Annotated in this window: 19 protein-coding genes; 13 read left to right on the forward strand and 6 right to left on the reverse strand. The window is 71.4% G+C overall.

Going from position 1 to position 25,013, the window contains the following annotated elements; all coding sequences use genetic code 11:
* Window positions 1–197: 197 nt before the first annotated feature.
* The 4 genes from ACT3SQ_RS16475 to ACT3SQ_RS16490 all read left to right on the forward strand — a co-directional run bounded on the left by ACT3SQ_RS16475 (window position 198) and on the right by ACT3SQ_RS16490 (window position 6,101).
* Window positions 198–3,338 (forward strand): ExeM/NucH family extracellular endonuclease, encoded by a 3,141-nt coding sequence (locus ACT3SQ_RS16475; RefSeq protein WP_444502356.1) that lies wholly within the window; start codon window positions 198–200, stop codon window positions 3,336–3,338.
* A 157-nt stretch (window positions 3,339–3,495) separates the two neighbouring features.
* Window positions 3,496–4,953: an APC family permease gene (locus ACT3SQ_RS16480; RefSeq protein WP_442332004.1), complete on the forward strand. Its 1,458-nt coding sequence runs from the start codon at window positions 3,496–3,498 to the stop codon at window positions 4,951–4,953.
* A 61-nt stretch (window positions 4,954–5,014) separates the two neighbouring features.
* Window positions 5,015–5,422, forward strand: coding sequence for an ArsR/SmtB family transcription factor (locus ACT3SQ_RS16485; RefSeq protein ID WP_441446100.1), 408 nt, complete (start codon window positions 5,015–5,017; stop codon window positions 5,420–5,422).
* 1 nt (window position 5,423) lies between these two features.
* Entirely contained in the window at window positions 5,424–6,101 is a 678-nt protein-coding gene (locus ACT3SQ_RS16490) for an SRPBCC domain-containing protein (RefSeq protein WP_441446099.1), read from the forward strand.
* 23 nt (window positions 6,102–6,124) lie between these two features.
* Here ACT3SQ_RS16490 and ACT3SQ_RS16495 read toward each other — a convergent pair whose 3' ends face one another.
* From ACT3SQ_RS16495 to ACT3SQ_RS16505, 3 genes are all read right to left on the reverse strand, one after another.
* Window positions 6,125–6,883 carry a class I SAM-dependent methyltransferase gene (locus tag ACT3SQ_RS16495; protein WP_441446098.1) on the reverse strand — a complete coding sequence of 253 codons (759 nt, stop codon included), beginning with the start codon at window positions 6,881–6,883 and terminating at the stop codon, window positions 6,125–6,127.
* 92 nt (window positions 6,884–6,975) lie between these two features.
* Entirely contained in the window at window positions 6,976–7,671 is a 696-nt protein-coding gene (locus tag ACT3SQ_RS16500; RefSeq protein ID WP_441446097.1) for a hypothetical protein, read from the reverse strand.
* Between the two features lie 130 nt (window positions 7,672–7,801).
* Window positions 7,802–9,307: a dihydrolipoyl dehydrogenase family protein gene (locus ACT3SQ_RS16505; protein ID WP_441446096.1), complete on the reverse strand. Its 1,506-nt coding sequence runs from the start codon at window positions 9,305–9,307 to the stop codon at window positions 7,802–7,804.
* A 376-nt stretch (window positions 9,308–9,683) separates the two neighbouring features.
* Between ACT3SQ_RS16505 and ACT3SQ_RS16510 the strand changes: the two genes are divergently transcribed.
* The 5 genes from ACT3SQ_RS16510 (at window position 9,684) to ACT3SQ_RS16530 (ending at window position 17,181) form a co-directional block, all read left to right on the forward strand.
* A complete protein-coding gene (locus ACT3SQ_RS16510) occupies window positions 9,684–11,324 on the forward strand; it encodes an HNH endonuclease signature motif containing protein (protein ID WP_444601447.1) in 1,641 nt (546 codons plus the stop codon).
* Between the two features lie 237 nt (window positions 11,325–11,561).
* Window positions 11,562–12,737, forward strand: coding sequence for an exonuclease SbcCD subunit D (locus tag ACT3SQ_RS16515; RefSeq protein ID WP_441445019.1), 1,176 nt, complete (start codon window positions 11,562–11,564; stop codon window positions 12,735–12,737).
* Window positions 12,734–15,802 (forward strand): AAA family ATPase, encoded by a 3,069-nt coding sequence (locus ACT3SQ_RS16520; RefSeq protein WP_441445018.1) that lies wholly within the window; start codon window positions 12,734–12,736, stop codon window positions 15,800–15,802. Before ACT3SQ_RS16515 ends, ACT3SQ_RS16520 begins: the two co-directional genes overlap by 4 nt.
* A gap of 63 nt (window positions 15,803–15,865) precedes the next feature.
* The gene (locus ACT3SQ_RS16525; protein WP_441445017.1) at window positions 15,866–16,393 is read left to right on the forward strand and encodes a PadR family transcriptional regulator; all 528 of its coding nucleotides are present in this window, start codon (window positions 15,866–15,868) and stop codon (window positions 16,391–16,393) included.
* The gene (locus ACT3SQ_RS16530) at window positions 16,390–17,181 is read left to right on the forward strand and encodes an alpha/beta fold hydrolase (RefSeq protein WP_441445016.1); all 792 of its coding nucleotides are present in this window, start codon (window positions 16,390–16,392) and stop codon (window positions 17,179–17,181) included. Before ACT3SQ_RS16525 ends, ACT3SQ_RS16530 begins: the two co-directional genes overlap by 4 nt.
* Window positions 17,182–17,218: 37 nt before the next feature.
* Here ACT3SQ_RS16530 and ACT3SQ_RS16535 read toward each other — a convergent pair whose 3' ends face one another.
* The gene (locus tag ACT3SQ_RS16535) at window positions 17,219–17,911 is read right to left on the reverse strand and encodes a VanZ family protein (RefSeq protein ID WP_441445015.1); all 693 of its coding nucleotides are present in this window, start codon (window positions 17,909–17,911) and stop codon (window positions 17,219–17,221) included.
* A gap of 68 nt (window positions 17,912–17,979) precedes the next feature.
* Here ACT3SQ_RS16535 and ACT3SQ_RS16540 point away from each other — a divergent pair, with 68 nt between their 5' ends.
* From ACT3SQ_RS16540 to ACT3SQ_RS16555, 4 genes are all read left to right on the forward strand, one after another.
* Window positions 17,980–18,984, forward strand: coding sequence for a beta-ketoacyl-ACP synthase 3 (locus ACT3SQ_RS16540; RefSeq protein WP_441445014.1), 1,005 nt, complete (start codon window positions 17,980–17,982; stop codon window positions 18,982–18,984).
* 146 nt (window positions 18,985–19,130) lie between these two features.
* On the forward strand, window positions 19,131–19,640 hold the full coding sequence (locus ACT3SQ_RS16545) for a DUF456 domain-containing protein (protein ID WP_441445013.1): 510 nt from the start codon (window positions 19,131–19,133) through the stop codon (window positions 19,638–19,640).
* Complete coding sequence (locus ACT3SQ_RS16550) at window positions 19,637–21,730, forward strand: ABC transporter ATP-binding protein (RefSeq protein ID WP_442332005.1); 2,094 nt, start codon at window positions 19,637–19,639, stop codon at window positions 21,728–21,730. The genes ACT3SQ_RS16545 and ACT3SQ_RS16550 overlap by 4 nt, the downstream gene beginning before the upstream one ends.
* On the forward strand, window positions 21,727–23,598 hold the full coding sequence (locus tag ACT3SQ_RS16555; RefSeq protein WP_442332006.1) for an ABC transporter ATP-binding protein: 1,872 nt from the start codon (window positions 21,727–21,729) through the stop codon (window positions 23,596–23,598). Before ACT3SQ_RS16550 ends, ACT3SQ_RS16555 begins: the two co-directional genes overlap by 4 nt.
* 61 nt (window positions 23,599–23,659) lie before the next feature.
* Here the strand turns inward: ACT3SQ_RS16555 and ACT3SQ_RS16560 are convergent, their stop codons facing one another.
* Both ACT3SQ_RS16560 and ACT3SQ_RS16565 read right to left on the reverse strand, forming a co-directional pair.
* Window positions 23,660–23,929 (reverse strand): hypothetical protein, encoded by a 270-nt coding sequence (locus ACT3SQ_RS16560; RefSeq protein ID WP_444601448.1) that lies wholly within the window; start codon window positions 23,927–23,929, stop codon window positions 23,660–23,662.
* A gap of 10 nt (window positions 23,930–23,939) precedes the next feature.
* The coding region (locus ACT3SQ_RS16565) for a C2 family cysteine protease (RefSeq protein WP_444601449.1) at window positions 23,940–25,013 on the reverse strand (1,074 nt) is incomplete at its 5' end.

Consider the following 25,013-nt stretch of genomic DNA (forward strand, 5'->3'; position numbering starts at 1 on the left):
TCACCCACCTGCACTGACCCCCCGGCGCGGCCCGGGCCCCCCCCCCCCCGCCCCGCGCCGTCGTCCCACCCCACCCTCTCCGCACCCCACTCGCTCCGCACCCCGCCCGCTCCGCATCGCACCCGTTCCGCATCCCGCCCGCTCCGCGTCAGCGACTGTGCACGCGCCATCCCTCGCCCCCACCAGGAGTCCCCGCCATGAGCACCCCCACCCACGGCGCCGCGCTGCGCACCCACCTGGCCCGCGTCGGCGCCGGCGCGGCCGCGCTGGCCCTCGGCATCAGCCTCGCCCCCGGCCTCACCCCGTCGGCCCAGGCCGCGATCGTCGCCCCGGGCGAGATCCAGATCAACGAGATCTACGGAGGCGGCGGCAACAGCGGCGCCGCCTTCCAGAACGACTTCGTCGAGCTCGTGAACACCTCCGACGCCGCAGTCTCGATCGACGGCTGGAGCCTGCAGTACGCCTCCAAGACCGGCTCCTTCAACAACACCGTCGCCCTCGAGGGAAGCGTCCCCGCAGGCGGCACCTTCCTCGTCCAGCTCGCCGCCGGCAACGGCAACGGCGACCCGCTGCCCGCGGCGGATCTCACCGGCGGCATCAACGCCTCCGGCTCCGGGGGCGTGTTCGCCCTCTCCGACGCCGAGGGCACCCTGCAGTGCACCGGCACCACCTGCGCCGAGGACCCGGCCGTCGTGGATCTCGTGGGCTGGGGCGGCGCCACCACCTTCTCCGGCGAGGCGTCAGCGCCCGGCACCTCCAACTCCACCTCGGTCGCCCGGATCGCAGCCACCGGTGAGAACTCCACCGACTTCGCCGCAGGCGACCCCACCCCGGGGGAGCTCACAGGCGGCGGGGATGACGGTGGCGGGGACGACGAGCCGCCGGCCGACGCCATCGCGGCGACGATCGCCGAGATCCAGGGCACCGGCGCGGCCAGCCCGCTCGCCGGCCAGGCCGTCACCACCGAGGGTGTGGTCACCGCGGTGTACGCCACCGGTGGCCTGAACGGCTACATCATCCAGGCCGCCGGCACCGGCGGGGCGCTGGACCTCGGCACCCACACCGGCTCCACCGCCGTGTTCGTGTACTCCGCCGCGACGGCGAGCGAGGTCGCGATCGGCGACTCCGTGCGCGTGACCGGCGAGGTCTCCGAGTACTTCGACTCCACGCAGGTCAGCGTCGGCGCGGACGGTCTCGAGATCCTCACCGAGGCGCTCGCCCCCGTCGTGCCCGCCACCCTCTCCGGCGGCTTCCCCACCGAGGACGCGCAGCGTGAGAGCCTCGAGCACATGCTCTACCTGCCGGGCGAGGGCGACTTCACCGTCACCGACGTGTACGACACGAACCGCTTCGGCGAGGTCACCCTCGCGATCGGCGACGAGCCGCTGCTGCAGGCCGGGGACATCATGCGCCCCGGTGAGGAGGCCACCGCCTACTTCGCCAGCCGCGCCGAGCAGATGATCCTGCTGGATGACGGCCGCACCACGAACTTCCAGAACAATCCCGGTGAGCCGATGAGCTGGCTGACCACCGAGGAGCCGGTGCGCGTGGGCGCCGCCCCCACCTTCGCCCAGCCCGTTGTGGTCGCCTTTACCTTCGACCAGTGGCGGCTGAACGTCACCACCCCCTGGACCTCTGCGGAGTCCGATGGGGTCGACTTCGAGAACACCCGCGAGGATGCTCCCGATGACGTCGGCGGTGACCTGCAGCTGTCCACCTTCAACGTGCTGAACTACTTCACCACCCTCGGCGAGGACACCCCCGGCTGCGAGCCGTACACCGACATGCACGGCGAGGGCACCACCGTGCGCGGCGGCTGCGACCTGCGCGGCGCCTGGGGAGCCGACGACCTCGAGCGCCAGCAGTCCAAGATCGTCGACGCGATCTCCGGCACCGGCGCCGAGGTGGTGGGCCTGACCGAGATCGAGAACTCCGCCCGCCTGGGCGAGGAGTCCGACGAGGCCACCGCCACCCTGGTGGCCGCGCTGAACGAGAAGGACGGCGAGGGCACCTGGGCCTACATCTCCACCGGTGACGCCTACGAGGCGCTCGGCCTCGAGGGCGGCCAGGACGCCATCACCAACGCGATCATCTACCAGCCTGCTGCGGTCACGCCACAGGGCGGCGCGCAGATCCTCGCCGGTGACGAGGCCTTCAACAACGCCCGTGAGCCGATCGGTCAGGTCTTCGTCCCGGTCCAGGGCAGCGGCGAGGAGCAGGTCGAGGGCGAGCAGGTGGAGGGCGAGCCGTTCTTCTTCACCATCAACCACTTCAAGTCCAAGGGCTCGAGCGATGCCGAGGACTCCGCCCTCCCCGAGGACCCGGTGCAGGGCAATGCCCGCACCTCCCGCATGCAGCAGGCAGAGGCACTGCTGACCTGGGGTGATGTGACTGCGACTGAGCTCGGTGTCGAGGACGTCTTCCACGGTGGCGACTTCAACGCCTACACCCGGGAGGAGCCGCTGCAGCTCTTCTACGCGGAGGGCTTCGTCAACCTCGGCGAGACCCATGACCCCGAGGGCTGGTCGTACAGCTACGGTGGGATGGTCGGCTCCCTGGACCACGTGATCGCCAACGCCTCCGGCGCCGAGCGGGTCAGCGGCGCGGACGACTGGCAGATCAACGGCCCCGAGTCCGTGATGGCCCAGTACGCCCGCTACCAGAACAACCTCACCGACCTCTACGAGACCGGCCCCTTCGCCTCCTCCGACCACGATCCGATGATCGTGGGCCTGGACGGCGGCTTCCCGGATACGCCGGCCGAGCCCGCAGACTTCGCCGACGTCCCGCCGAGCAACATGTTCTACGACGAGATCATGTGGATGCGCAGCGAGGGCTACTCCACCGGCTGGGAGTCCGACAACACCTTCCGTCCCCTGCAGCCGGTGAACCGCGACGCGATGGCCGCGTTCCTGTGGCGGATGGCCGGATCACCCCACGTGGACCCGCCGCGCACCGAGCCCTTCACCGACGTCGAGCGCGGCGATGAGCATTACGAGGCGATCATCTGGGCGCACCAGCAGGGCATCACCCGGGGCTGGTCGGACGGTACGTTCCGTCCCACCACTCCGATCGCGCGGGATGCGATGGCGGCGTTCGTGTACCGCTACGCCGGCTCGCCGGATGTTTCGGAACCGACCTCGGCGGTGTTCAAGGATGTCCCGGCGAACACCCAGTTCGCCACGGAGATCGCGTGGATGAAGTCCGAGGGGATCAGCACCGGCTGGACCGATGGGACCTACCGGCCGCTGAACGCCACCAACCGTGACGCGACTGCCGCGTTCCTGTACCGGCTCAGCGTGGATCAGCAGATCACGTACCTGTCCGAACAGGACTGACCCTCACGGCGCGGGCCGGGGGCGCTGACGCACCTGGCGATGGCGCCCCGCCACTCCTGACCTGCATGATGGGGACGCCGGCCGTGCACACCGACCTTCGTCGGCAATGCGCACCGCCGGCGTCCCGCCATGTCGGCGCCCTCATCGAACGGAATTCATGACCACCACTCCCGGCAGCTCCGAGCTGGACGGCCCCGTCCCCACCAACCCCGCCGTCGGCCGGCTCACGTCCCAGGGCCCCATCCCTGGGGGGCTCGCCCGCCGGCTGGGACTGCGCGATGCCGTCGTGATCGGTCTCGCCTCGATGATCGGCGCGGGAGCCTTCGTCTCCCTCGGCGCCGCCCAGGACCTCGCGGGCGCTCTCGCCCCGCTGGCGGTGCTGATCGCCGCCGCGGTCGCCCTGTGCAATGCGACCTCCACCGCGCAGCTGGCCGCCCAGCATCCCAGCTCCGGCGGCACCTATCACTACGGGCGCGAGCAGCTCGGCAACTGGTGGGGTTTCCTCGCCGGCTGGTGCTTCGTGATCGGGAAGATCGCCTCCTGCGCGGCGATGGCCCTGGTGATCTCCGCCTACCTGGTGCCCGAACCGCTCCAGCGGATCGTCGCGGCACTCGTGGTGGTGGCGCTGACCGGCGTGAACCTGGTGGGCATCACCCGCACCGCGGCGCTGGCCCGGGTGCTGGTCACGGTCGCGCTCGCTGCGCTGGTGCTGACCGGCGGGAGGCTGCTCGTCGGCCTGCTGACCGCTTCGGGCACCGGTGCTGCGGACGCTGCGGGCGCGGCGGGCGATGGCGGCGCAGGAGCCTGGGTCGTGCCGGGCCCGCTCGCCGGTGCCCGCGCCGGGCTGTGGGACGGGGGACTGGCAGCGGTGCTCGGCGCCGGGACCGGGGGAGCGGCCGGGATCGTGCTCGCCGTGATCCAGGCGGCGGCGCTGATGTTCTTCGCCTTCGCCGGCTACGCCCGGGTCGCCACCCTCGGCGAGGAGGTCATCGCCCCGCGCCGCACCATCCCCCGCGCGATCCTGGTGGCCCTCGGCGTGGTGGCGGTGCTGTACCTCGCGCTGTCGATCGTGCTGGTCCTCGTCGGCCCCGCCCCCGGGGACCAGGGCTGGGGGCCCGCACCCTTCCTCGCCGCCCTGCAGGCTGTGGGCGCGGGCGAGGCGTGGAGCGTGGTCATCACCGTCGGTGCGGTCGCCGCTGCTTCCGGCGCCCTGCTCGCCCTGGTCGCGGGGGTCTCCCGCACCATGCTCGCCATGGCGCGCGGCGGCGACCTGCCCCGCCCGCTCGCCCGCTCCAGCAACCGCTACGCAGTGCCGCAGCGGGCCGAAGCGGTCGCCGGGATCGCGATCGTGCTGCTGGTGCTGCTGGCCTCGAACGTGCTGGTCGCGATCGCCGCGTCCTCCTTCGGGGTGCTGCTGTACTACGCGGTCGCGAACCTCGCCGCGCTCACCCAGGTGGGCCAGTGGCGCCTGTTCCCGAAGGTGCTGCAGGTGCTGGGCCTCGTCGGCTGCGTGCTGCTGGTCGCAGCGCTGCCCGGCAGCACCGTCGTCGCCGGGGTGGCCCTGGTGCTGCTCGGCGTCGCCTACCGGGCGATCGTGCTGGCCACTCGCCGCTGAGGGAGGACACTCGCAATGCATAAGACTTGACTTATGCGTTATTCGAGGGGAGGATCAGGGCATGCACGCGCTCGATGTCCTCGGCGACCCCGTGCGGCGGCGGATCCTCGAACTCCTCGCCGACGACGGGGATCCTGATGCGCCCGTGGGCGGCACCCCGGAGCTCAGCGCGGGGGAAATCGGCGAGATCGTGCAGCAGGAGTTCGGGATCAGCCAGCCGGCCGTCTCCCAGCACCTGCGTGTCCTGCGCGAGCACGGCTTCGCGACCGTCCGGGCCGAGGGGCGACGACGGCTCTATGCGGTCGACGCTCGCGGCCCGCGCGAGGCGAAGGACTGGCTCAGCCCCTTCGAGCGCTTCTGGCTGCCGAAGCTCGACGCGCTCGGCACCGAGCTCGCTCGCGGCAAGCGGCAGCGCCGGCTCAGCGCAGAAACCATCAGTTCCACCACCACTATCGAGAAGGAGACCTGACATGGTCGATGTCCCCACCCAGCTGCAGTCCGTCACTCGCGCCTATCGCGTCGAGGAGCGGGATGGCGCCCCCGCGCACGTCCAGACGCTCGAGCAGAGCTACCCCGCCGCGCTCGCCGACGTCTGGGATGCGGTCACGACCGCCGAGCGCATCCAGCGCTGGTTCCTGCCGATCAGCGGCGACCTCCAGCTCGGCGGCCGCTACCAGTTCGAGGGCAACGCCGGCGGCGAGATCCTCGCCTGCGAACCTCCGGCCGACGGCACCGCCGAGTACTCCGTGACCTGGGAGATGATGGGCGGGGTGTCCTGGCTGACCATCCGCCTGGCCGCCGACGGCGAGGACACCACCCGCTTCGAGCTCGAGCACACCTCGCTCACCGCGGACATCCCCGCCGAGATGTGGGAGACCTTCGGCCCCGGCGCCACGGGCGTCGGCTGGGACGGCGGCCTGTTGGGCCTGGCCCTGCACCTCGGCGCGACCGGGGGGTCGCTCGCCCCGTCGGAGGCGGAGGCCTGGGCCTTCACCGAGGAGGGTCGTTCCTTCTACCGCGGCGCGGCGGACGGCTGGGCCGTGGCCCACACCGCCTCCGGAGAGGATGCGGACGTCGCCCAGCAGCGGGCCGACGCCACCTACGGGTTCTACACCGGGACCGGCACCGAAGCTGGCGCTGAGGGCTGAGCCCGCGCCGCCGTCGGGTGCCCTCACACCGCCCGGGCGACCACCACGAACTCTCGCCCGGGCCGGTCCGGGGCGTCGCGGAACTCCTGGGCCGCGAACCCGGCCTCCGTGAGCGTGGAGCGCAGCTCCGCCTCGGTGCGCCAACGCAACGTCGAGGTCGAGGTGAGCGTGGAGCCGTCCTCGAAGGTGAACTCATCGGCGAAGGTGACCAGGGGCAGCGCGACCTCGAAGCGGGTGGGGCGGGAGCGGACCAGCCCCAGCCCGGGCACCTCATGACGTGATTCCGCGGTGTCCTGCTGCCACTCCTCCCAGGCCCGGCGCTCGGGACGACGGGACTCGAACACCAGCGCCCCGCCGTCGCGCAGTGCCGCGCGGATCCCGCGCAAGGTCTCAGCCCACGCCTCGTCGGAGACGAACACCTGGGCGACGTTGCCGGTCATCACGGCGGCGTCGGCGTCGAGCGCCGGGAGGTCCGGCGCGGTGCCGTGGATCCAGTGCACCTGTTCGGCGTGCGGCTTCCCACGCGCCACCTCGAGGGACGCGAGAGCGGGATCCACGCCGGTCACCGAGGCCCCGTCGGCCGCCAGACGCACCGCGAGCGCGCCGGTCCCGCAGCCCACATCGATCACCGAGTGTGCACCGAGCTCGGTGAGGATCGTGCAGTAGTGGTCGAGGTCGTCGCGCTCCCCGTCGAAGGTGTCGTAGCAGGCGGCGAGGCGCGGATCGGCGTAGAGCGCGTCAGGCCCTGCGGGCTGGTCGAGAGGCGGAGGCAGCGGGGGCATGGCACCGACGGTACGACGAAGGGCGGGGGCGCGGCGACCGGTTTCCTCGCCGCGGGACAGCAATCAGTGGGCGGCCGGCAGCAGCTGGAGCCTCAGCCGAAGCTGGTCCACGTCGTGTCCGCATCGATCAGCCAGTGGTTCCGCAGGGTCAGTGCCCGCTCGCTCGCCGCCAGCGCGCCGGCGATGATCAGCGAGGTGTTCGCCCAGGCCGGCAGCTGTATCGGGGAGGTGAAGGTGCCCACCCGCTCGGCGACCGGATCCAGGCTCGTGATCAGCTCTGCGGCCTGGGGCACCATCAGCACGAGGCCCATCAAGAGGATGAGGACCGCGAGCGCTCCGATCGCCCGGCTCGGGCCCGGGTGGCGTCGGCCGAAACGGGCTCGCAGGCCCTCGAGTGAGCGCTGATGCGGACGTAGCGTGCGCCCCTCGCGACTGCCCTCTGGCACATGATGCATCCGGGTCAGCCCGTAGGTGCTGGTCGCCACCTCGATCACCCCGCCCGGCACCGCGAAGGCCACCGGCGGCGTCGCGATCTGCTGCTGCAGGCCATCGCGATAAAGCGCCACCGGTGCATGGCGGGCGCCCTCGGCGATCTTCCCGCCCTCGAGCTCGCTGGCGAGATAGCGGACGTCCACGGTGTAGCGCGCAGGGCGGCCCTCGGGCTCGGCCGGATCCAGGAAGAACTGGGTGCGCGTCAGCAGCTGCCACCAGCGCAGATCCTTCAGCGCGCTGCCGTCACCGGGCTTCGCCCGCCGGAGCTGGCGGGAGCGCTTCAGCCGCGTGAACATGATCCTCCGAGGTGGTGCGGGACGGCGCCGCGGAGTCGCGGCACACCCCATTCCACCCGATCCGTCGGCCCCGGGACCAGTGTTATCTGTCATCTCCTCCGAAGGGAGGAGGGCGGTGCGGAAGCCCTGTTCAGCCCGCGCGCAGCTCTCGCGGCAGCTCCTCGAGCAGGCGCAGCCACAGCTCGGAGGCGGTCGGATAGCTCGGCACCGCGTGTCGCAGCACGTGCACCGGCACCTGCCCGACGATCGCGATGGTCGCGGCATGGATCAGCTCGGAGGCATCGGGGCCGACGAAGGTCGCTCCCACCAGCGTGCGCGTCCTTCGATCGACCACCAGCTGGGCGGTGCCGGTGACGTCGTCGCGCAGCAGCGCAGAACCGGCCGCCCCGCTGAAGGGGACCTGCGAGGTGACCACATCGTGCCCGGCCTCCCGGGCCGCCGCCTCGGTGAGGCCGACGGAGGTGACCTGCGGATCGGTGAACACCACCTGCGGCACCGGGACGGACTCGGGCACCGGCTCGAGCGCCTCTCCGGTGGCGCCGGCGCGGATCGCCTGCCCGATCACGCGGGCCCGGTACTTGCCCCAGTGCGTCAGCGGCGCCTCCCCGCTCGCATCGCCCACGGCGTGCAGCCACTCGGGCAGCGGCGCGCCGGTGGCATCGTCCGAGGTGGGGCGCTCCGCACCCGTGACGTCCTCCGGGACCAGGCCGATCGATGCGAGGCCGACATCGGCGAGTCGAGGCCGCCGACCTGTCGCTGCCAGCACCTCGTCGGCGACGACCTCCCGCCGCCCGCTCGAGTCCTCGATCTGCAGCGTGACCCGCCCGCCGTGGAGCTGGCCGAGCCCGGTGTCCCGGGCTCCGTCGCGTTCGCCGGAGAGCACGGTGGTGCCCAGGTGCACGTCGACGCCGAGAGCTTCCAGGCCGTCCTGCACGTGCTTCCCGGCGAAGGGCTCGAAGCCTGACAGCAGTGTGCCGCCGCGCACCAGCAGGGTGACCTCGCTGCCGAGCGCTGCCATCCAGGTCGCCGCCTCGACCGCGACCACGCCGCCGCCGACGATCACCAGCTCGCCCGGCACCTCGCGCACCCCAGTCGCATCGCGTGAGGTCCACGGCAGCAGCTCCTTCAGCGCATCGGGGGTGACCGCCTGGGAGCCGGTCGCGATCACGACGGCGCGGGTGGTGCGCACGAGCGTCGGCCCTCCGCCGTCCACCGCCTCGACCAGCACCTCGCGCTCGCCGATGATCCGTCCGTGCCCCCGCACCACCTGCAGGCCTGCGCCCTTGGCCCACTCCATCTGCCCGGAGTCGTCATAGTGCGAGACCCAGGTGTCGCGCCGGGCCAGCAGCGCCTCGCGGTCGACTTCCGGGGTGCTGATCCCTGGCAGGTTCGCCGCAGCGCCCGCGACGGCGAGCGGCCGCAGCAGCGCTTTCGAGGGCATGCAGGCGTAATAGGAGCATTCGCCGCCCAGCAGCTCGCCCTCGACGAGGATCGCGGTGAGGTCGGTGCCCTCGATCGCGTACTGGGCGATGTTCTCGCCCACTGGCCCACCGCCGATCACGACGACGTCGGCGGTGAGTTCTGCGGTGGGATCGGCGGGAGAGGAGGCGGGAGTGGACTGATCGTCGGCGGTCATGTTCGCACGCTACGCCGTCCCGGCCCCGAGGTCACGGGGAGGCCGTCCCCACAATGACGCCGCAGGACGGACCGCGCCGACGGCCAGGCCCGTTCCAGGGCGAGAGCCCTGGGCTGCCAGCGCCCATCCATCCGGTGGAACACCCTCCTCGCCTCCGCATTGTGGATAACCCTGCACTGTGGAGGAAAGAATGTCTCAGGGCCCAGCCCTCTGGGCGTTCTGGGATGCTGTCTGAAAGTTATCCACAATTGGCCCGCGTCCTGTCGATTGTCGGGGCATTCCGATAAAATCGAGGTGTCGGATGGGCAGGGAGGCCCGCCCCTCGCGGACTTCGGAGTCCGCGACCAGATGCGAGGCGGCAAGGAGGGGGAGCGCTATGAGCGCCGTGGAGAATTCGTCGTCGCTGTTCGATGACGAGGGTCGCGACGAATCGGCCGACGCAGCCTTCCTTGCGTCGCTTCCCACGCACCTGCGGATCGTCACAGCGCGCCAGGCGCTCACCCGTGAGTCACTGCCCCGCCGCGGGAAGAGCATGGACGACCCTCAGCTCAGCGAGGCCACCCAGCGAGTGTGGGATGCGGAGAAGCGCACCGCGCTCTGCCTGGCGGAGAAGTATCGCGCCCTGGCTGACCTCTATGAGCACGACGGCGGATATGAGGAGGTCACCGAGCTCGATGAGGTGGAGACTCTGCGGGCCGGTCTCGCGCTGAGGGTGACACGCGGTGCCGCCGGCTGGCAGCTGCGGGACGCCTACCAGGCGGTGCACCTCTTTCCGCAGTGCCTTGTGGAGCTGGAATCCGGGAACCTGCCCGCGGCGTGGTTCCAGAAAATGCTGAAAACTTCTCGCCAGCTCTCCGACAGCTCCCGCAAGAATCTGGATATCGCTGTCGCCTCCTGGTCCCCGGATATCACCGCGGAACGTTTCTTCACCCTGCTGAAGAAGCTCATTGCGCTGCTCGAACAGCGTGAGGAGCACCCGGATCCGCTCGCCGCGCTCACCCGTAGCGTCGACCTGCTGCCGAGCGTCGCACCTGGGATGGGGACTCTCCAGATCAGTGGTCCGATCCCGGAGATCCTCGCGCAGTGGAAGCAGCTCGACGAGTCTGCCCGGGCGATCCAAGCGGCCCAGCGCGCCGCGCTTCGCGACGGCACCCCGATCCCGCATGACCCGGACGGCACGGTCCTGGACACCGGGAAGGCACTGCCGCTGAACCAGCTGCGGTTCGTGCTCATGACCACGGCGGCGTTGGACCTCGAGGGAGTGCATGTCCCCGGCGAGCGGTTCCGCCTGAACATCACCGTCCCCGCGCTCACCCTCCTCGGCGCCTCGGATGAACCCGGCAGCCTCGACGGCACCATCCCGCTTCCCCCAGCGCTCGCCCGCTCTCTCGCCGGCAGCACGGGCACCTGGTACCGAGTCCTCACGGACCGTTGCAGCGGAGCCTTCCTCCCGCTGCCCGCGGACAGATTCGAACCCACCGCCGCGATGCTCGAGCACATGCGCCTGCGCAATGCCCAGTGCGCGGTCCCCGGCTGCACCCGGCCCACCTCCTGGGCCTCCCAGTGCGATCACATCGAGGAATGCTTGCGCGGCACCCCGGGGGAGGGCGGGCTCACCGAGATCGAGAACCTCCATCTGCTGTGCTGGCAGCACCATCTTGACAAGACCAACGGCCTCCTGGACCCCACTCGCCTCCCGACTCGGGCCAGTGAACCCGGCCGGACCCGCTGGGCCATCGGCCACCATGGCGACGTCGCCACCGCGACCGACGAACTCGACACCGCGAGCCTCCAGATCGCCGCAGATCTCGAGCGCGCGTGGGTCGCCTTCCTGCGCGGCACGTATGCCGGGGAGCCGGCCACTGAGCCTGCGACCGGCAAGGATGAACCGCCACCGCTACCGCCGTCGGCACCGCCACCGCCACCGCCGTCGGCACCGCCACCACCACCACCACCGCCAGGCGGGACCGAGATCCCGCCCGGACCCTGGGACGAGTACGGGCCCCCGCCCTACTGACTCGCCCACTGGTCGCCGCGCCAGCACCCCGGTGCACTGGTTCACCGGAGTCCCGGTGGCGTCAGGTGGCCGTCGTGGCTGTCGGCCCACGTAGATCCCGCCGCACCTGGCGCACTCTCCCGTGCTCCGGGACGTCGGCATGCCCAGGACTTGCCGGTGGTGTGACTTGCCGGTGGTCTGACCTGCCGGTTGTGCATGGCGGTGCCGGCTGTCAGTCCCCGCTCGTAGGCTCGGGGCATGAAGATCCTGCACACCTCGGACTGGCACCTGGGACGCACCCTGCACAAGGTCGACCTGCACGAGCATCAGGCCGTCTTCCTCGACTGGCTGGTGGCCCTGGTCCGGGCAGAGCAGGTCGACGTCGTCGTCATCCCCGGCGACGTCTACGACCGCGCTGTCCCCGCGGTGAGCAGCGTGAAGCTGCTCGACAGTGCACTGGCCCGCCTCGCAGACACCGGCGCCACCGTGGTCCTCACCTCCGGCAACCACGACTCCCCGGAACGGCTCGGCTTCGGCCGCGGCCTGATGAAGGCAGGCGTCCACCTGCTCACCGACGTCCCCGGCATCGAGCACCCCGTGAGCGTCGAAGACGAGCACGGCGAGGTGCTCTTCTTCGGCCTGCCCTATCTCGAACCTGACCGTGCGCGCACCGAGCTGGTCGGCGAGGGGGAGCCGCCGCTGGCCCGCAGTCACGAGGCCGTCACCCGTGCCGCACTGGACCGCGTCCACGAGCGCGCCGCCGCCCACCCCGGCGCCCGCATCGTCGTGCTCGCCCACACCTTCGTCACCGGTGGCGAGGCCAGCGACTCCGAACGCGACCTCGCAGTCGGCGGCGTCGACTCCGTCCCCGCGGGGGTGCTCGGCGGGATCGATTATCTGGCCCTCGGCCACCTTCACGGCTGCCAGGACCTCACCCGCACCGTCGGTGCCCCCGCCTGGTACTCCGGCTCCCCGCTGGCCTTCTCCTTCTCCGAGCGCCACCACCACAAGTCCGTGCTGCTGGTCGAACTCGGCGCCCCGAGAGATAACGGCCGAGCGGCAGTGTCCGTAGAACGGATCCAGACCCCCGTCCCACGCCCACTCACCGAGCTGCGCGGCACCCTCGAAGAGATCCTCAGCCAGCGCGACGAGCACGGCGGCGACTGGATCAAAGCCATCGTCACCGACCCGGCTCGCCCCGCCCACCTGCAGGAACAGTTGCGTGAGGCGTACCCCGACCTGCTGCTGACCGAGTACGCACCGGAGGGCAGGGAGGCGCGCGCGGGCACCCCGGTGGTGCGCCGCGAGCAGAACCCGCTCGAGGTGATGGACGAATTCCTCGCCCACGTCACCGGCGCCGCCCCCACCGCCGCCGAGCATGACGTCCTGGACCGCGCCTACACCGCGGTGCGCCGCCAGAAGGAAGCCTCGTGAAGCTCCATCACCTGCAACTGACCGGGATCGGTCCCTTCGCGAGCACCGCCCGGATCGACTTCGCCGCCCTCGGTGCGAGCGGCATGTTCCTGCTCGAGGGCCCCACCGGCTCTGGCAAGTCCACGATCCTCGACGCGATCGTCTACGCCCTCTACGGCCAGGTCGCTGGCGCTGTCACCAGCAGCGACCGGATCCGCTCCCAGTTCGCCGCCCCTACCGAGGCGAGCGTGGTGGACATGGTGTTCGAGACCGCCTCCGGGATCTACCGGGTGCGCCGCCAGCCCGAGTTCCAGCGCCAGAAGCTGCGCGGCACCGGCACCACCAAGGAGCAGGCCAAAGCCGTGCTCTGGCGGATCGGCTCCCCGCAGCTGATCCCCGATGTCATCGCCGACACCGCCGGCGGCGGCAGCGGCGTTGAAGCGATCGCGACCCGCATCGACGAGGTGGGCCGCGAGATCCAACGGGCCGTCGGCCTCACCCGCGACCAGTTCACCCAGACCGTCCTGCTGCCCCAGAACGAGTTCGCCCGCTTCCTGCGCGCCGGCACCGGGGAACGCCAGGCCGTGCTGCAGCGCGTCTTCGGCACCGAGACCTACGCCGCGGTGGAGAAGCAGCTCGAGGAGATGCGGAAGCGGGCCAAGCGAGAGGTCGACGCCGCCCAGCAGACCCTCGGCACTGCGCTCGCCCGCTTCACCGAGGCCACCGCGCTCGAGACAGAACAGAGCGCCGTGCTCAACGAGCATGCGACGGCGCTGCGGCTGGAACCGCTGGCGGTGCTCGCCGGGGAGCACCTCGCGGCGGTCATCGCGCGGGCTGACGACGCACAGGGCGCTGCAGAGACGGCAGGCGAGTTCGAGCTGGCTGCGCGCACCGCCGCCGAGAGCGCCACGGCTGCACGCAAGCGCATCGATCGTCGCCGTGAGCTCGACGCCCTGGCTGCACGCCTCTCGATGGAGAAGCCCGCCCTCGAGATCGGACGCACCTCGCTGCAGCGCGACGAGTCCGCGCGACCCGTCGTCGAAGTGCTGCGCCGCCGCGACGCCGCCTCCACCCGGGTGGCCGTCGCGGTCGAGGCTCTGGCGAAGCTGGCGAGCACCACCCGGCCGCAGCAGAGCGAGCTCGTGGATCTGCTGGAAGAGGAGGACGCCGACGAGAAGCTGATGGCCGCCGCCGACGAAGCCACCACCGCGGCCGGCTCGCTCAAGGATCTCGTCGAGCTCGAGACAGCACTGCCCGCCCGCGAGCAGAAGCTCGCCGCGCGACGCGAGCAGCTCACTGCGGCGACGACCGCCCTCGCTGCCCTCACCGCACAGCTCGGAGCGCGGCCCGCCCGCCGCACCGAGCAGATCACCGTGCGGGACGCAGCCCGCAAAGCCGCCGCCGTGCTGGGCGATGCCCGCCTCGCCCTGCGCACCGCCGAGGAGCGACAGCAGGCCACCTCATCTGCTGTCGCCCACGAGAAGAAGGTCGAGACGCTGCGCGAGCAGGCGACCACCACCCTCCGCACGGCCCAGGAACGGGCGGCGACGGAGACCGAGCTGCGCCGCCGCCGCTTCGCCGGGATCGCCGCCGAGCTCGCCGTCGACCTCACGGGCGGTGACGCCTGCCCCGTCTGCGGCGCACTCGAGCACCCCCACCCGGCAGGGGCTGCTGACGATGCCGTCAGTCCCGAGCAGGTCGAAGTCGCCGAGCAGGCCCGCCAAGCTGCCGAAGCGGCGCACTCCCGCGCCGACCAGGCGCACGCCTTGGCCGGCCAGGAGCTCACCCGGCTCCGCGAAGCCGCCGGAGACCTCACCCCCGAGACCGCCGAGACCGCCGTCGACACCGCGCAGGCCGAGGTCACGGCGGCGCGCGCCGCCGAGACGAAGGCTGCCGAGCTCGAGACAGCCCTGGCCGCCTTCGACGAGGAGACCGAGCACCTCACCCGCCGCAAGCAGGACGACGCCCTCGCCGTCGAACGCGAGAGCACCGAGATCACCGCCGCAGCCGACGCACTCGCGAGCGACCGCACCAAGGTCACCGAGGCCCGCGGGGAGGACGACTCCATCGCCGCGCGTCGCCGTGCCCACAGCGACCGTGCCCGGGCCGCGACCGCCTTGCGAGAGGTGCTGCGCACCCGCACCGAGGCCGAGCAGCGTGCCGCCGAGCTCGCCGACGAGGCGGTGACCTCGCTGTCCGCCAGCGGATTCGCCACTCCCGACGCGGTCCGCGCCGCAGTGCTCGTCCCCGCAGAGCGCACCCGCCTGCAGAAGCTCGTCCAGACCCGCGCCGTCGACGAGTCCCGGCTCACCGACGGCATGTCAGAAGAGGGCATCGCCGAGGTCTCCGCGAGCGACGAGGCCAAGGAGGCGGCCGAGGCCGCCGTGGTCGCCGCCGATGAGAAGCTCACCCTCGCGAAGGCAGCCTCCACCGAGGCCGCCGGTCTCGCCGCCCGCCAGCGCGGCATCTCCGAGCGGGGCGCCGCCGCCCGCACCGCGCTCGAGACCGCCTCGGCCCAGGTGCGCAGCGTCAGCGAGGACGCCGGCATCACCGTGCGGGTCGCCGACCTCGCCACCGGCCGCTCGGCCGACGGAGAGCGCGTGCAGCTCTCCACCTACGTGCTCATGTGGCGGCTGGACGCCGTCATCGAGGCCGCCAACGCCCGCCTCGCCCTGTTCTCCGGCTCCGACCTCGAGCTGCTGCGTGACACCGGCGCCCGCGGCGCGAAGAAGACGGGCCTGGACCTGCTGGTCCTGGACCGCCGCACCGACCAGGTGCGAGTGCCCGAGACCCTCTCCGGCGGCGAGACCTTCTTCGTCTCCCTCGCCCTCGCACTGGGCCTGGCGGACATCGTCATGGGCGAGGCCGGGGGAGTGCAGATGGAGACCCTCTTCATCGACGAGGGCTTCGGCAGCCTGGACCCCGAGACCCTCGAGACCGTGGTGCGGGAGGTGGGCAGGCTCGCCGAGAGCGGCCGCGTGATCGGGATCGTCAGCCATGTCGGCGACATGAAGGCCCAGATCCCCGAGCAGATCCACGTGCGCCGCGGCGCAGACAGCCGCTCGAGCCTGACCATCACCGCCTGAGGGGGTGCGGCGCCCGGTCAGCAATAGTAGACAAGTCACCTAGGTGCATTGTCTACTAGTGGTGTGAACCTCTCGCGCATCATCCTCGGGCTCCTCGCCCTCGCCCCGATGACCGGATACGACCTCAAAAGGCACTTCGACTCCTCCGTGAGGCACTTCTGGTGGGCCGACAAATCTCAGATCTACCGCACCCTCGCCACCCTCGTCGCCGAGGGCTACGCGGAGGTCGAGACGATCCCCGGCCACGGTGCCCCGGATCGGCAGGAGCACCGCCTCACCGACGCTGGCCGGCACGCGCTCGCGCTGTGGCTGACCTCGCCCCCGGAGCCGCAGCCCTCCCGTCACCCCTTCCTGGCCCGACTGTTCTTCGCCGACGAGCTCGATGACGGCGCCCTGCGCACACTCGTCGCAGACCGCCGTACGGCAGTGACCGAGCGGCTCGCCGAGTTCGAGGGGATGCGCCCCGAGATCGCGGACGAGGCCGAGGGGAACCGCGCCGGGACCCTGCGCCTCGCCACCCTCGACCACGGCATCACGCATGCCCGCGCCGAGCTCCGCTGGCTCGACGACACCGAGAGATCACTACCGTGACCACCTTCCCCGAACTCCACCCTCCCCTCGGACCAGGGTCAGCCGCACCCGTCGTGCTCCTGCACGGCGGAACCGTCGCGAACTGGATGTGGACCGAACAGCTGGGTGCGCTCGATGACCGCGTGGTGCTCGCCCTGGACCTCCCCGGATTCGGTCATCGCGCCGCCGAGACCTGGCCGGGTCTGGATGCTGTGGCAGACGGAGTGATCGCCCGGGCCGACGAGCTCGGGGTCGCCGAGCCCTTCCACCTCGTCGGCCTCTCCCTCGGTGCGGTCACGGCGCTGCGGGTGGTCGCACGTCACCCGGACCGCGTCCGCTCGACACTCGCGACCGGTGCGATCCTCGCTCCCGTCGGCCGCACCGCTCGCGCCCTCAGCCGCCTGCAGATCGCGCTCTGGGACGCTCGCTGGTTCTGGGAGTTGCAGGCGAAGGCCTACGGGCTCGATGCAGAAGGGCGGGAACAGCTCGTCTCCCACGGGCTCACCCTGCGCAAGGAGAGCATGTCGGCGCTCACGACCGAGCTGTTCACCGGCGGCATTCCAGCTGGTCTGAACCCGGGCTCGGGACGGATCCTCGCCATCGCTGCCGAGCACGACCCGTCGGTGTTCCGCGACTCCCTCGCCCTGCTCGGCCGCGCCGCACCCCAGGCGCAGCTTCGCCTGGCCCCGAAGATGCACCACATCTGGAACATCGAGGACGTCGGCCTGTTCAACGACGTCCTGCTCACCTGGCTCGACGGCGCGGTGGACCCTCGACTGCTGGAGGTCGGGCCGCCCGCACGACGCTGAACGTCCCTGACGGACCAGATGGTCCCAGGTCGCCCGATCAGAAACCGTGGCGGAACAGGTCCTCGACCTCGTCGGTGCCGTCGGCCGTGTCGCTGCCGTCGTCCCCGTCGCCGTCTGCCTCCCGCCGCCGCTCCTCCCTCGCGAACAGCGGCACCCGTAAGCGCGTCAGCAGCGGAGCGAGCAGCGCCCCGACCCAGGCCCCGGCGGCGTTGCTCAGCAGATCCTCGATGTCCGCGATCCGCACGCCGCAGGGATAGATCCCGAACGCGCCGGTGTACTGGGTGAGCTCGATCAGCGCTGACAGCAGCACGGCGAGGGCGAGCGAGGTGGTGGTGTCCTGGCGGAAGACGCCCCGCAGGATCAGCCCCAGGGGCACGAACAGCGCCATGTTCATGAGGATCTGCAGCACCGGGAAGCTGGTGGCGAGCTCGAGCAGCCCGGCGCCGCCGCGCTGCATCCCCAGCAGCTCGGAGAGGGAATGGAAGGGGTCCAGCCGCAGAGCACCGCCCGAGCGGCTGCGACAGGTGGTCGCCACGTCATAGGCAGGGGCGATCGTCAGCCCGGCGAGGCTCATCGTGTAGACGCAGATCGCCGCCACCGCCGTCAGCCGGGAGGGCCGCACCCGCCCGAAGCGCCGTCGCTGCAGCCCCATCGCGGGCAGCAGGATCACGGCGAAGACGCCGAGTCCGCCCGCGATGCCCACCAGGGCCAGCCGCATCAACTCGTTCACGACAGCACCGTAAGGTCTCCTGCTGGGCGCGGGCCGCACCGGTCCGCCACGATCCTGCAGGAGCCGACATGTCCTCATCCCCTGATGCACCGCGTCCCGCCCTCCGCGCGGCGCCCCTGAGCCCCGGTTCGCAGATCGTGGGGACCGGCCACTACCGGCCCGAGCGCGTGATGACCAATCACGAACTCGAGCAGCTGGTCGAGACCAATGACGAATGGATCCGACAGCGCACCGGGATCGAGTCCCGACGCATCGCCGCCGCGGGCGAAGGGGTGCCGGAGATGGCGACCGCCGCCGCCCGCGCCGCCCTCGCCGACGCCGGCGTGGACCCCTCCGAGGTCACCCAGATCATCGTCGCGACCTGCTCGAACGAGGAGCGCTCACCGAGCGCCGCCGGCCGCGTCGCCCAGGCGCTCGGCATCCCCGCCCCCGCCGCCTTCGAGGTGGGTGCGGCCTGCTCCGGCTTCGAGCACGCCCTCGCCGTCGCCGACATGTCGATCCGCACCGGCGCCTCCGCGGTCTCCCTGGTGATCGGCGCTGAGAAGCTCTCCGCCTTCACCGACTACACCGACCGCGCCACCTGCATCCTCACGGCCGACGGGGCGGGCGCGATGGTGCTGCGCGCGAGCGAGGAGCCCGGCATCGCCCCCGTCGTGTGGGGCACCGAGCCCGAGCTGGCCGACGCCGTCACCATCAATGCCGACGCCGCTGGCGAGGGACCCTACTTCGCCCAGCAGGGCCGCCAGGTGCTCGGCTGGGCGCTGCGCGAGGCGCCCGGCATCGCCCGACGGATCGTCGAGGCGGCGGGCCTCGGCATCGAGGACATCGACGTGTTCGTCCCCCACCAGGCCAATCTGCGGATGATCGAGCCGCTCGCCGCCGCCCTCGGCCTGCGGGAGGACGCCGTGGTCGCGGACGACATCATCACCTCCGGCAACACCTCCGCCGCGACCATCCCGCTGGCCATCTCCCGGCTGCGCGAGACCGGGCGGATCCCTGCCGGGGCCACGGCGCTGCTGATCGGTTTCGGGGGCGGGTTCGCGTGGGCCGGCCAGGTGGTGCGGCTGCCCTGATCGCAGGGGCGCTCCGCGTATGACCGTCGGCCGTTCCCTATAGGATGGACGAGGGCGTGCAGACGCTTTCCCGGCCCGCCCCGTCCCGCGCGCCGTCCCGCGCTGCGCACCGCCCCCATCCCTGAACACCTTGGAGGACAACCGTGGTGGACTCCCTGACCGTCCAGATCATCGTGACGGTCCTGGTCGGACTGGCCTACATCGTGGGCCTCACAGGCATCGTCGTGCCCGTGCTGCCCGGCACCATCACCCTCGTGATCGCGACCCTGATCTGGGCGATCGTGGTGGGAGGGTGGCCCGCGTGGGTCGCCTTCGCGCTCGTGCTGATCTTCGGAGCGATCGGCATGACCACCAGCTATGTCCTCACCGGGAAACGGCTGCACGCCGCCGAGGTGCCGATGTGGCCGGTCTATGTGGGCATCGCCGCCGGCATCGTCGGCATCTTCGTGATCCCCTTCCTGGGCCTGCCGATCGGGTTCCTGATCGGTCTGTACGTCAGCGAGGCGCTGCGCCAGAAGGACTGGAAGCAGGGCTTCACCTCCGCGTGGGTGGCGATCAAGGCGCTCGGCACCGGCATCCTCATCGAGTTCTCCCTCGCGATGCTCTCCACGATCACCTTCGCGATCGCGGTCGTCGTCCACTTCGTGACCGTATGACCGCGCCCACCCAGCGCCAGCACCCCGCCGTCCTCATCCCGGGCCTGAAGCGCCTGCTGAAGGGCTCCTGGGAGCAGCGGCGCTGGTTCCTGCTCGCCGTGCTCGGCGCGGTCGCCTTCGCCCTGCTGCAGATCGGGACCTCCGCCGTCATCGGCCGCGTCACCGAGCACGTCATCGTGCCCTCCTTCGAGCGCGGCGAGGCGGCACCCGCCCTGATCATCGGCGGCGGCCTCGCGATCCTCGGCATCGCCGTGGCCCGCGCCGTGACCGTGATGGCCCGCCGCATCTTCGCCGCCGCCACCCAGTTCGACCTCTTCCGCCTCTACCGCGAACGGATCGTCGAGGTGTACGCGAAGGTGCCGCTGCTGTGGCACCGCCGCCAGGCCACCGGGACCCTGCTGAGCTCCGTCTATTCCGACGTCGAGGCGACGTTCTTCGCGATGGCACCCTTCCCCTTCGCGCTGTCCACGATCGTGATGCTGGTCTACGCGACGGTGGTCGTGGCCCGCATCGACCCGGTGATCCTGCTGGTCATGCTCGCCCTGATCATCCTGCTGATCATCCTCAACGTGCTGATGCAGCGCTTCGCGACCCCGATCGCGATGCGCTCTCAGCAGCTGCGCGCCGAGGTCGCCGAGATCGCCCACGAGTCCTTCGACGGCGCGAACGTCGTGAAGTCGCTGGGCCGCGAGGACGTCGAGGAGAAGCGGTTCACCCGCGCCGCGGACGACCTGCGGGAGACGGGAATCCGCTTCGGCTACATCCGCGGCTGGTTCGACCCGGCGATCGACGCCCTCCCCAACCTCGGCATCCTCGCGGTCGCCGTGCTCGGCGCCTGGCGGATCGGGGAGGGGCACCTCACCACCGGCCAGCTCGTCGAGGTCGCCTACCTGTTCACGCTGATGTCCCTGCCGATCCGCTCCTTCGGCTGGGTGCTCGGCGACCTCTCCCGCACCGTCGTCGGCGGCGGCCGCGTCCAGCAGATCCTCGACGTGGCCGACGAGCGCACCTACGGCCCGGACCCGCTCCCGGACGGCCCAGGCGTGCTCGAGATCGACCGCGTCTCCTTCGTCTACCTCGACGACCCGTCCCAGGTGATCCTCGGCCGCGGCGTCGACGGCGCGAGTCTCGCGGTGCGCAAGGGCCATGCCCTGCACGACGTCAGCCTGCACGCCGACCCGCACGCCGGCACCCGTGTGCTCGCCGTCGTCGGCGCGACCGGCTCCGGCAAGTCCAGCCTCGCGCTGCTGGCCGCGGGCCTGGTCGCACCGACCACCGGGAGCGTGAGCCTCGACGGCGCCGAGCTGCGCACCCTCACCGCCGACGCCCTCACCGCGGACGTCGCCCTCGTGCTCCAGCAGGCCTTCGTGTTCGACGCGACCGTGCGCGAGAACGTCACCCTCGGCGAGGACCTCGACGAGGAGACCGTGCGCTGGGCGCTGCGCGTCGCCCAGGCCGAGACCTTCGTCGACGCCCTCCCCGACGGCCTGGACACCGAGCTGGGGGAGCGCGGCGGCTCGCTCTCCGGCGGTCAGCGCCAGCGCATCGCGCTCGCCCGGGCCCTCGCCCGCAGGCCCCGGCTGCTGATCCTCGACGACGCCACCAGCGCCTGCGACCCCAGCGTCGAGCTCGCCATCCTCGACGGGATCCGCCGCGAGATGACCGAGTCGACCCTGCTGCTGATCGCCTACCGCAAATCCACCATCTCCCTCGCCGACCAGGTCGTCTTCCTCGACCACGGCCGCGTCTCGGACACCGGCACCCACGAGGAGCTGCGCACCCGCTCCACCGGCTACCGCGCCCTGGTCGACGCCTACGACGAGGCCGCGATCTCCCACAACCTGCTCGAAGCCTCCGCCCCGCAGCCCAGCGACGGTCCCGACCCCGCGGTCGCCGTGCCCGCCGAGCGGGAGCGCACCGTCACCGGCGCGATCGCGATCCACGGCGCCGTCGGCCGTCATCGCCACGAGGAATCAGGGGCCGACGAGGGCGAGTGCGAGGTGCCCATCCGCACCGGCGCCCTCCCCGCCGTCGAGCTGCAGCCCGCCGTCGAATCCGGCGTCGAGACCGATGAGAAGAGCGACCGATGACCGCCCCCGGCTCCTCCGCACTCGGCAGCGAGACCACCACCGACGAGGGGGCGATCGCCACCATCCGCCGCGGCCTCGCGCTCACCCCTGAGCTGCTGCGCGGGCTCTGGATCACCCTGCTGCTGGCCGTGGTCGCGACCGCCGGCAAGGTGGTGGTGCCGATCGCGGTGCAGTCGATCCTGGACCGCGGGATCATCGCCCCGGAGACGCCCGACGTCGCCTTCGTCGCCGGCGCCGCCGGCCTCGCGGCCCTGGTGCTGCTGGTCACCGCCTCCTGCAACGTGCTGATGAACCGGCGCCTGTTCCGCCTGGCCGAGCACTCCCTGGCCACCCTGCGCAAGCGCGCCTTCCGCCATATCCACGATCTGTCCCTGCTCACCCAGGGCACCGAGCAGCGCGGCGCGCTGGTCTCCCGCGTGACCAGCGACGTCGACACCGTCAGCCAGTTCATGAGCTTCGGCGGCATCATGCTGGTGGTGATGAGCATGCAGCTCGTCCTGGCCACCGGGGTGATGGCCTTCTACTCCTGGCCGCTCGCCCTCGCCGTCTGGATCTGCTACCTGCCGATCCTGGTCATCATGGGCTCGCTGCAGAAGCGCATCCGCGCCCGATACCAGAGGGTGCGCACGAACGTCGGCGAGATGCTGGGCGCCGTCTCCGAGTCCCTCGTCGGCTCCGCCACCGTGCGCGCCTATGGCACCGAGGAGAGCACCCGCGCCTCCCAGGTGGGACGCATCGGCGAGGTGCGCAACGCCCAGTTCGCGGTGCTGAAGCCCCAGTCCGCGTCCTTCTTCCTCTCGGAGACGGCCGACGGGCTCGCCACCGCCGTGGTGGTCGTGGTCGGCATCGTGCTGGGCACCGGCGCGCTCGGCATCGACCTGCCCGGCGCCGACCTCACCGCCGGCGGCGTGATCGCCTTCGTCTTCCTCGTCTCCCTGTTCAGCCAGCCCGTCCGGATGGGCATCGAGATGCTCTCCGAGGCGCAGAACGCGGTGGCCGGCTGGCGGCGCGTGCTCGGCGTGCTCGACACCCCGGCCGATGTCGCCGACCCCGCCGGTGCGATGGATCCCCACACCGGGCATCACCGCGCACCCGTCCCCGGCGCGACCCCGCTGCCGCAGGGTCTGCTCGATATCGAGATCCGCGATCTGCGCTTCGCGTACCCCACCGGCCCCGAGGTGCTGCACGGCATCGACGTGGCGATCCCTGCCCGCTCCCGGATCGCGATCGTGGGCGAGACCGGCAGCGGCAAGACCACCTTCGCCAAGCTGCTGACCCGCATGATGGACCCCGCGAGCGGCGAGATCCTCATCGGCGGGGTCCCCCTGCACCTGGTGCCCTACGACTCCCTGCGCGCCCGCGTGATCATGGTCCCCCAGGAGGGCTTCCTCTTCGACACCTCGGTGGCCGGGAACCTGCTCTACGGCAAGCCCGACGCCACCACAAAGGACATGCAGCAGGCGCTCGAGGAGCTCGGCCTGGCGACCTGGGCCGCGGAGCTGCCCGAGGGGCTCGAGACCCCCGTCGGCCAGCGCGGTGAATCCCTCAGCGCAGGAGAACGGCAGCTGGTCGCGCTGGCCCGTGCCTACCTCGCCGACCCCGACATCATCGTGCTCGACGAGGCCACCAGCGCCGTCGACCCCGCGGCGGATGTGCGCCTGCAGCAGGCGATCGACGGCCTCGCCCGCGGCCGCACCACGATCACCATCGCCCACCGCCTCTCCACCGCCGAGCGCGCCGACCGCATCATGGTGCTCGACGGCGGTGACCTCGCCGAGCACGGCACCCACGCCGAGCTCGTCGCCCTCGAAGGCGGGATCTACGCCGGGCTGCACCGCTCCTGGGTCGCGCACCGCAGCGAGCGCTGACGCGGCGGATGCTCCGTGCCGTGCCGTGCCGTGCCGTGCCGTGCCGTGCCGTGACCTCGGCTCAGGGCATCGGAGACGGCCGATGCGCCAGTGCGATCCGCCATCGTGCGCTGGTCCCGTCCGGCGCGCTGGCCGGGCCGACGACAGCGGAACCATCGCCCGGTATGGCGATCTCGTCGCCCTCGAAGGCGGTGACGATCAGGTCGCCATCCCGACTGCGGATCATCACCCGGACCACTGACCCCTCGCCAGTGTGTCCGACCTGCATGATCCCCACCAGGGTGCTGCCGAGCATGGCCTGGGTGCCCTGCGGGTGATCGATGAACTCCATCATCGTCTCCTCACTCTCCGGCGGTCGGTGCGTCGACATAGTTCGTGCGGCGGAAGTTCTCCTGGAACTCGGCCTCCGTCAGCCACAGGCTCCCTCCGGGATTCTCGTTCACCTGAGCATTCGGGCCCCACGGGTTCTGCACCCTGATCATCTGCTCCATGGTGCCGGAACCGGGCGGGTGCTCCCGCATCTCGACCGCATCGACCACATACGAGTGGTTCGGGACGATGTTGTCGGCCTCGACGTGATCCCTCTCGAAGATCCACCATCCGTTCTCCTCGACCTTCGTGTCGACGACGACAGAACCGTCCTCGAGATACCCCTGGATGTCCTCGAGAGTCGCGCCGTCGGCATAGCGGGCGTCGTTGCCCGTGATCATCTCGAGAGCGAGCTCCGGCTGGTCCGCGACGATGTCTCCGTACGAACCTCCCATGTATTCCGCCGCCGCCTTCTCGTAGATCGAGGCCCAGTTCGGCTGGCCGTCCCCACCCTTGGTTCCGGCGGCGTTGAACGTGCCCTCGACGGTGATCTCCACAGGTTCCCCCTCGTGATACATGGTCACCGTGTAGGTCCCGTCGCCGTTGTCGGAGATCTGCTCCCGGAGCCAGGCGGGGTCGGCGCGGGCCGTGGCGCCGAGCGAAGCGAGGAACCAGCAGTCCCCGATGCCGCGCTGGTTGATGTCATCGACGCTGAAGGGCCTGTCGTCGAGATCGATGTCCTGGTCCGGCGCGTGATGCCCATTCTCCGCGTTGGGGTCGGACTTGTCCCAGTCCTCGATCCCCGGAGGTATCTCCGGGTCCCCTTCCCGGTCCTCGGGATGCAGTTCCGTCCGGCTCCCGTCCTCATTGCTGGACTCGCCCCGATATCCCGAGGACGTGCCGTCACCCCTCTGCGACCATCCCTCCCCGTCGCCCCCGGGACCTCCAGCCGGGTCGGCGTCGGAGGCGGCATCCTGTTCGTCGGCATGGCTCGCCAGCTCGTCCTTCCGGCGCCGAAGATGATCGGCGCAGGCCGTGAAGGCCGGTCCGACCTGGGCGTGCCACATCTGCCGGAACGTCTCCGCGTCCTCGCCGATCCATCCGAC

Source organism: Brachybacterium sp. AOP42-C2-15 (assembly GCF_052377065.1).
In the GTDB taxonomy this organism is placed as follows: Bacteria; Actinomycetota; Actinomycetes; order Actinomycetales; family Dermabacteraceae; genus Brachybacterium.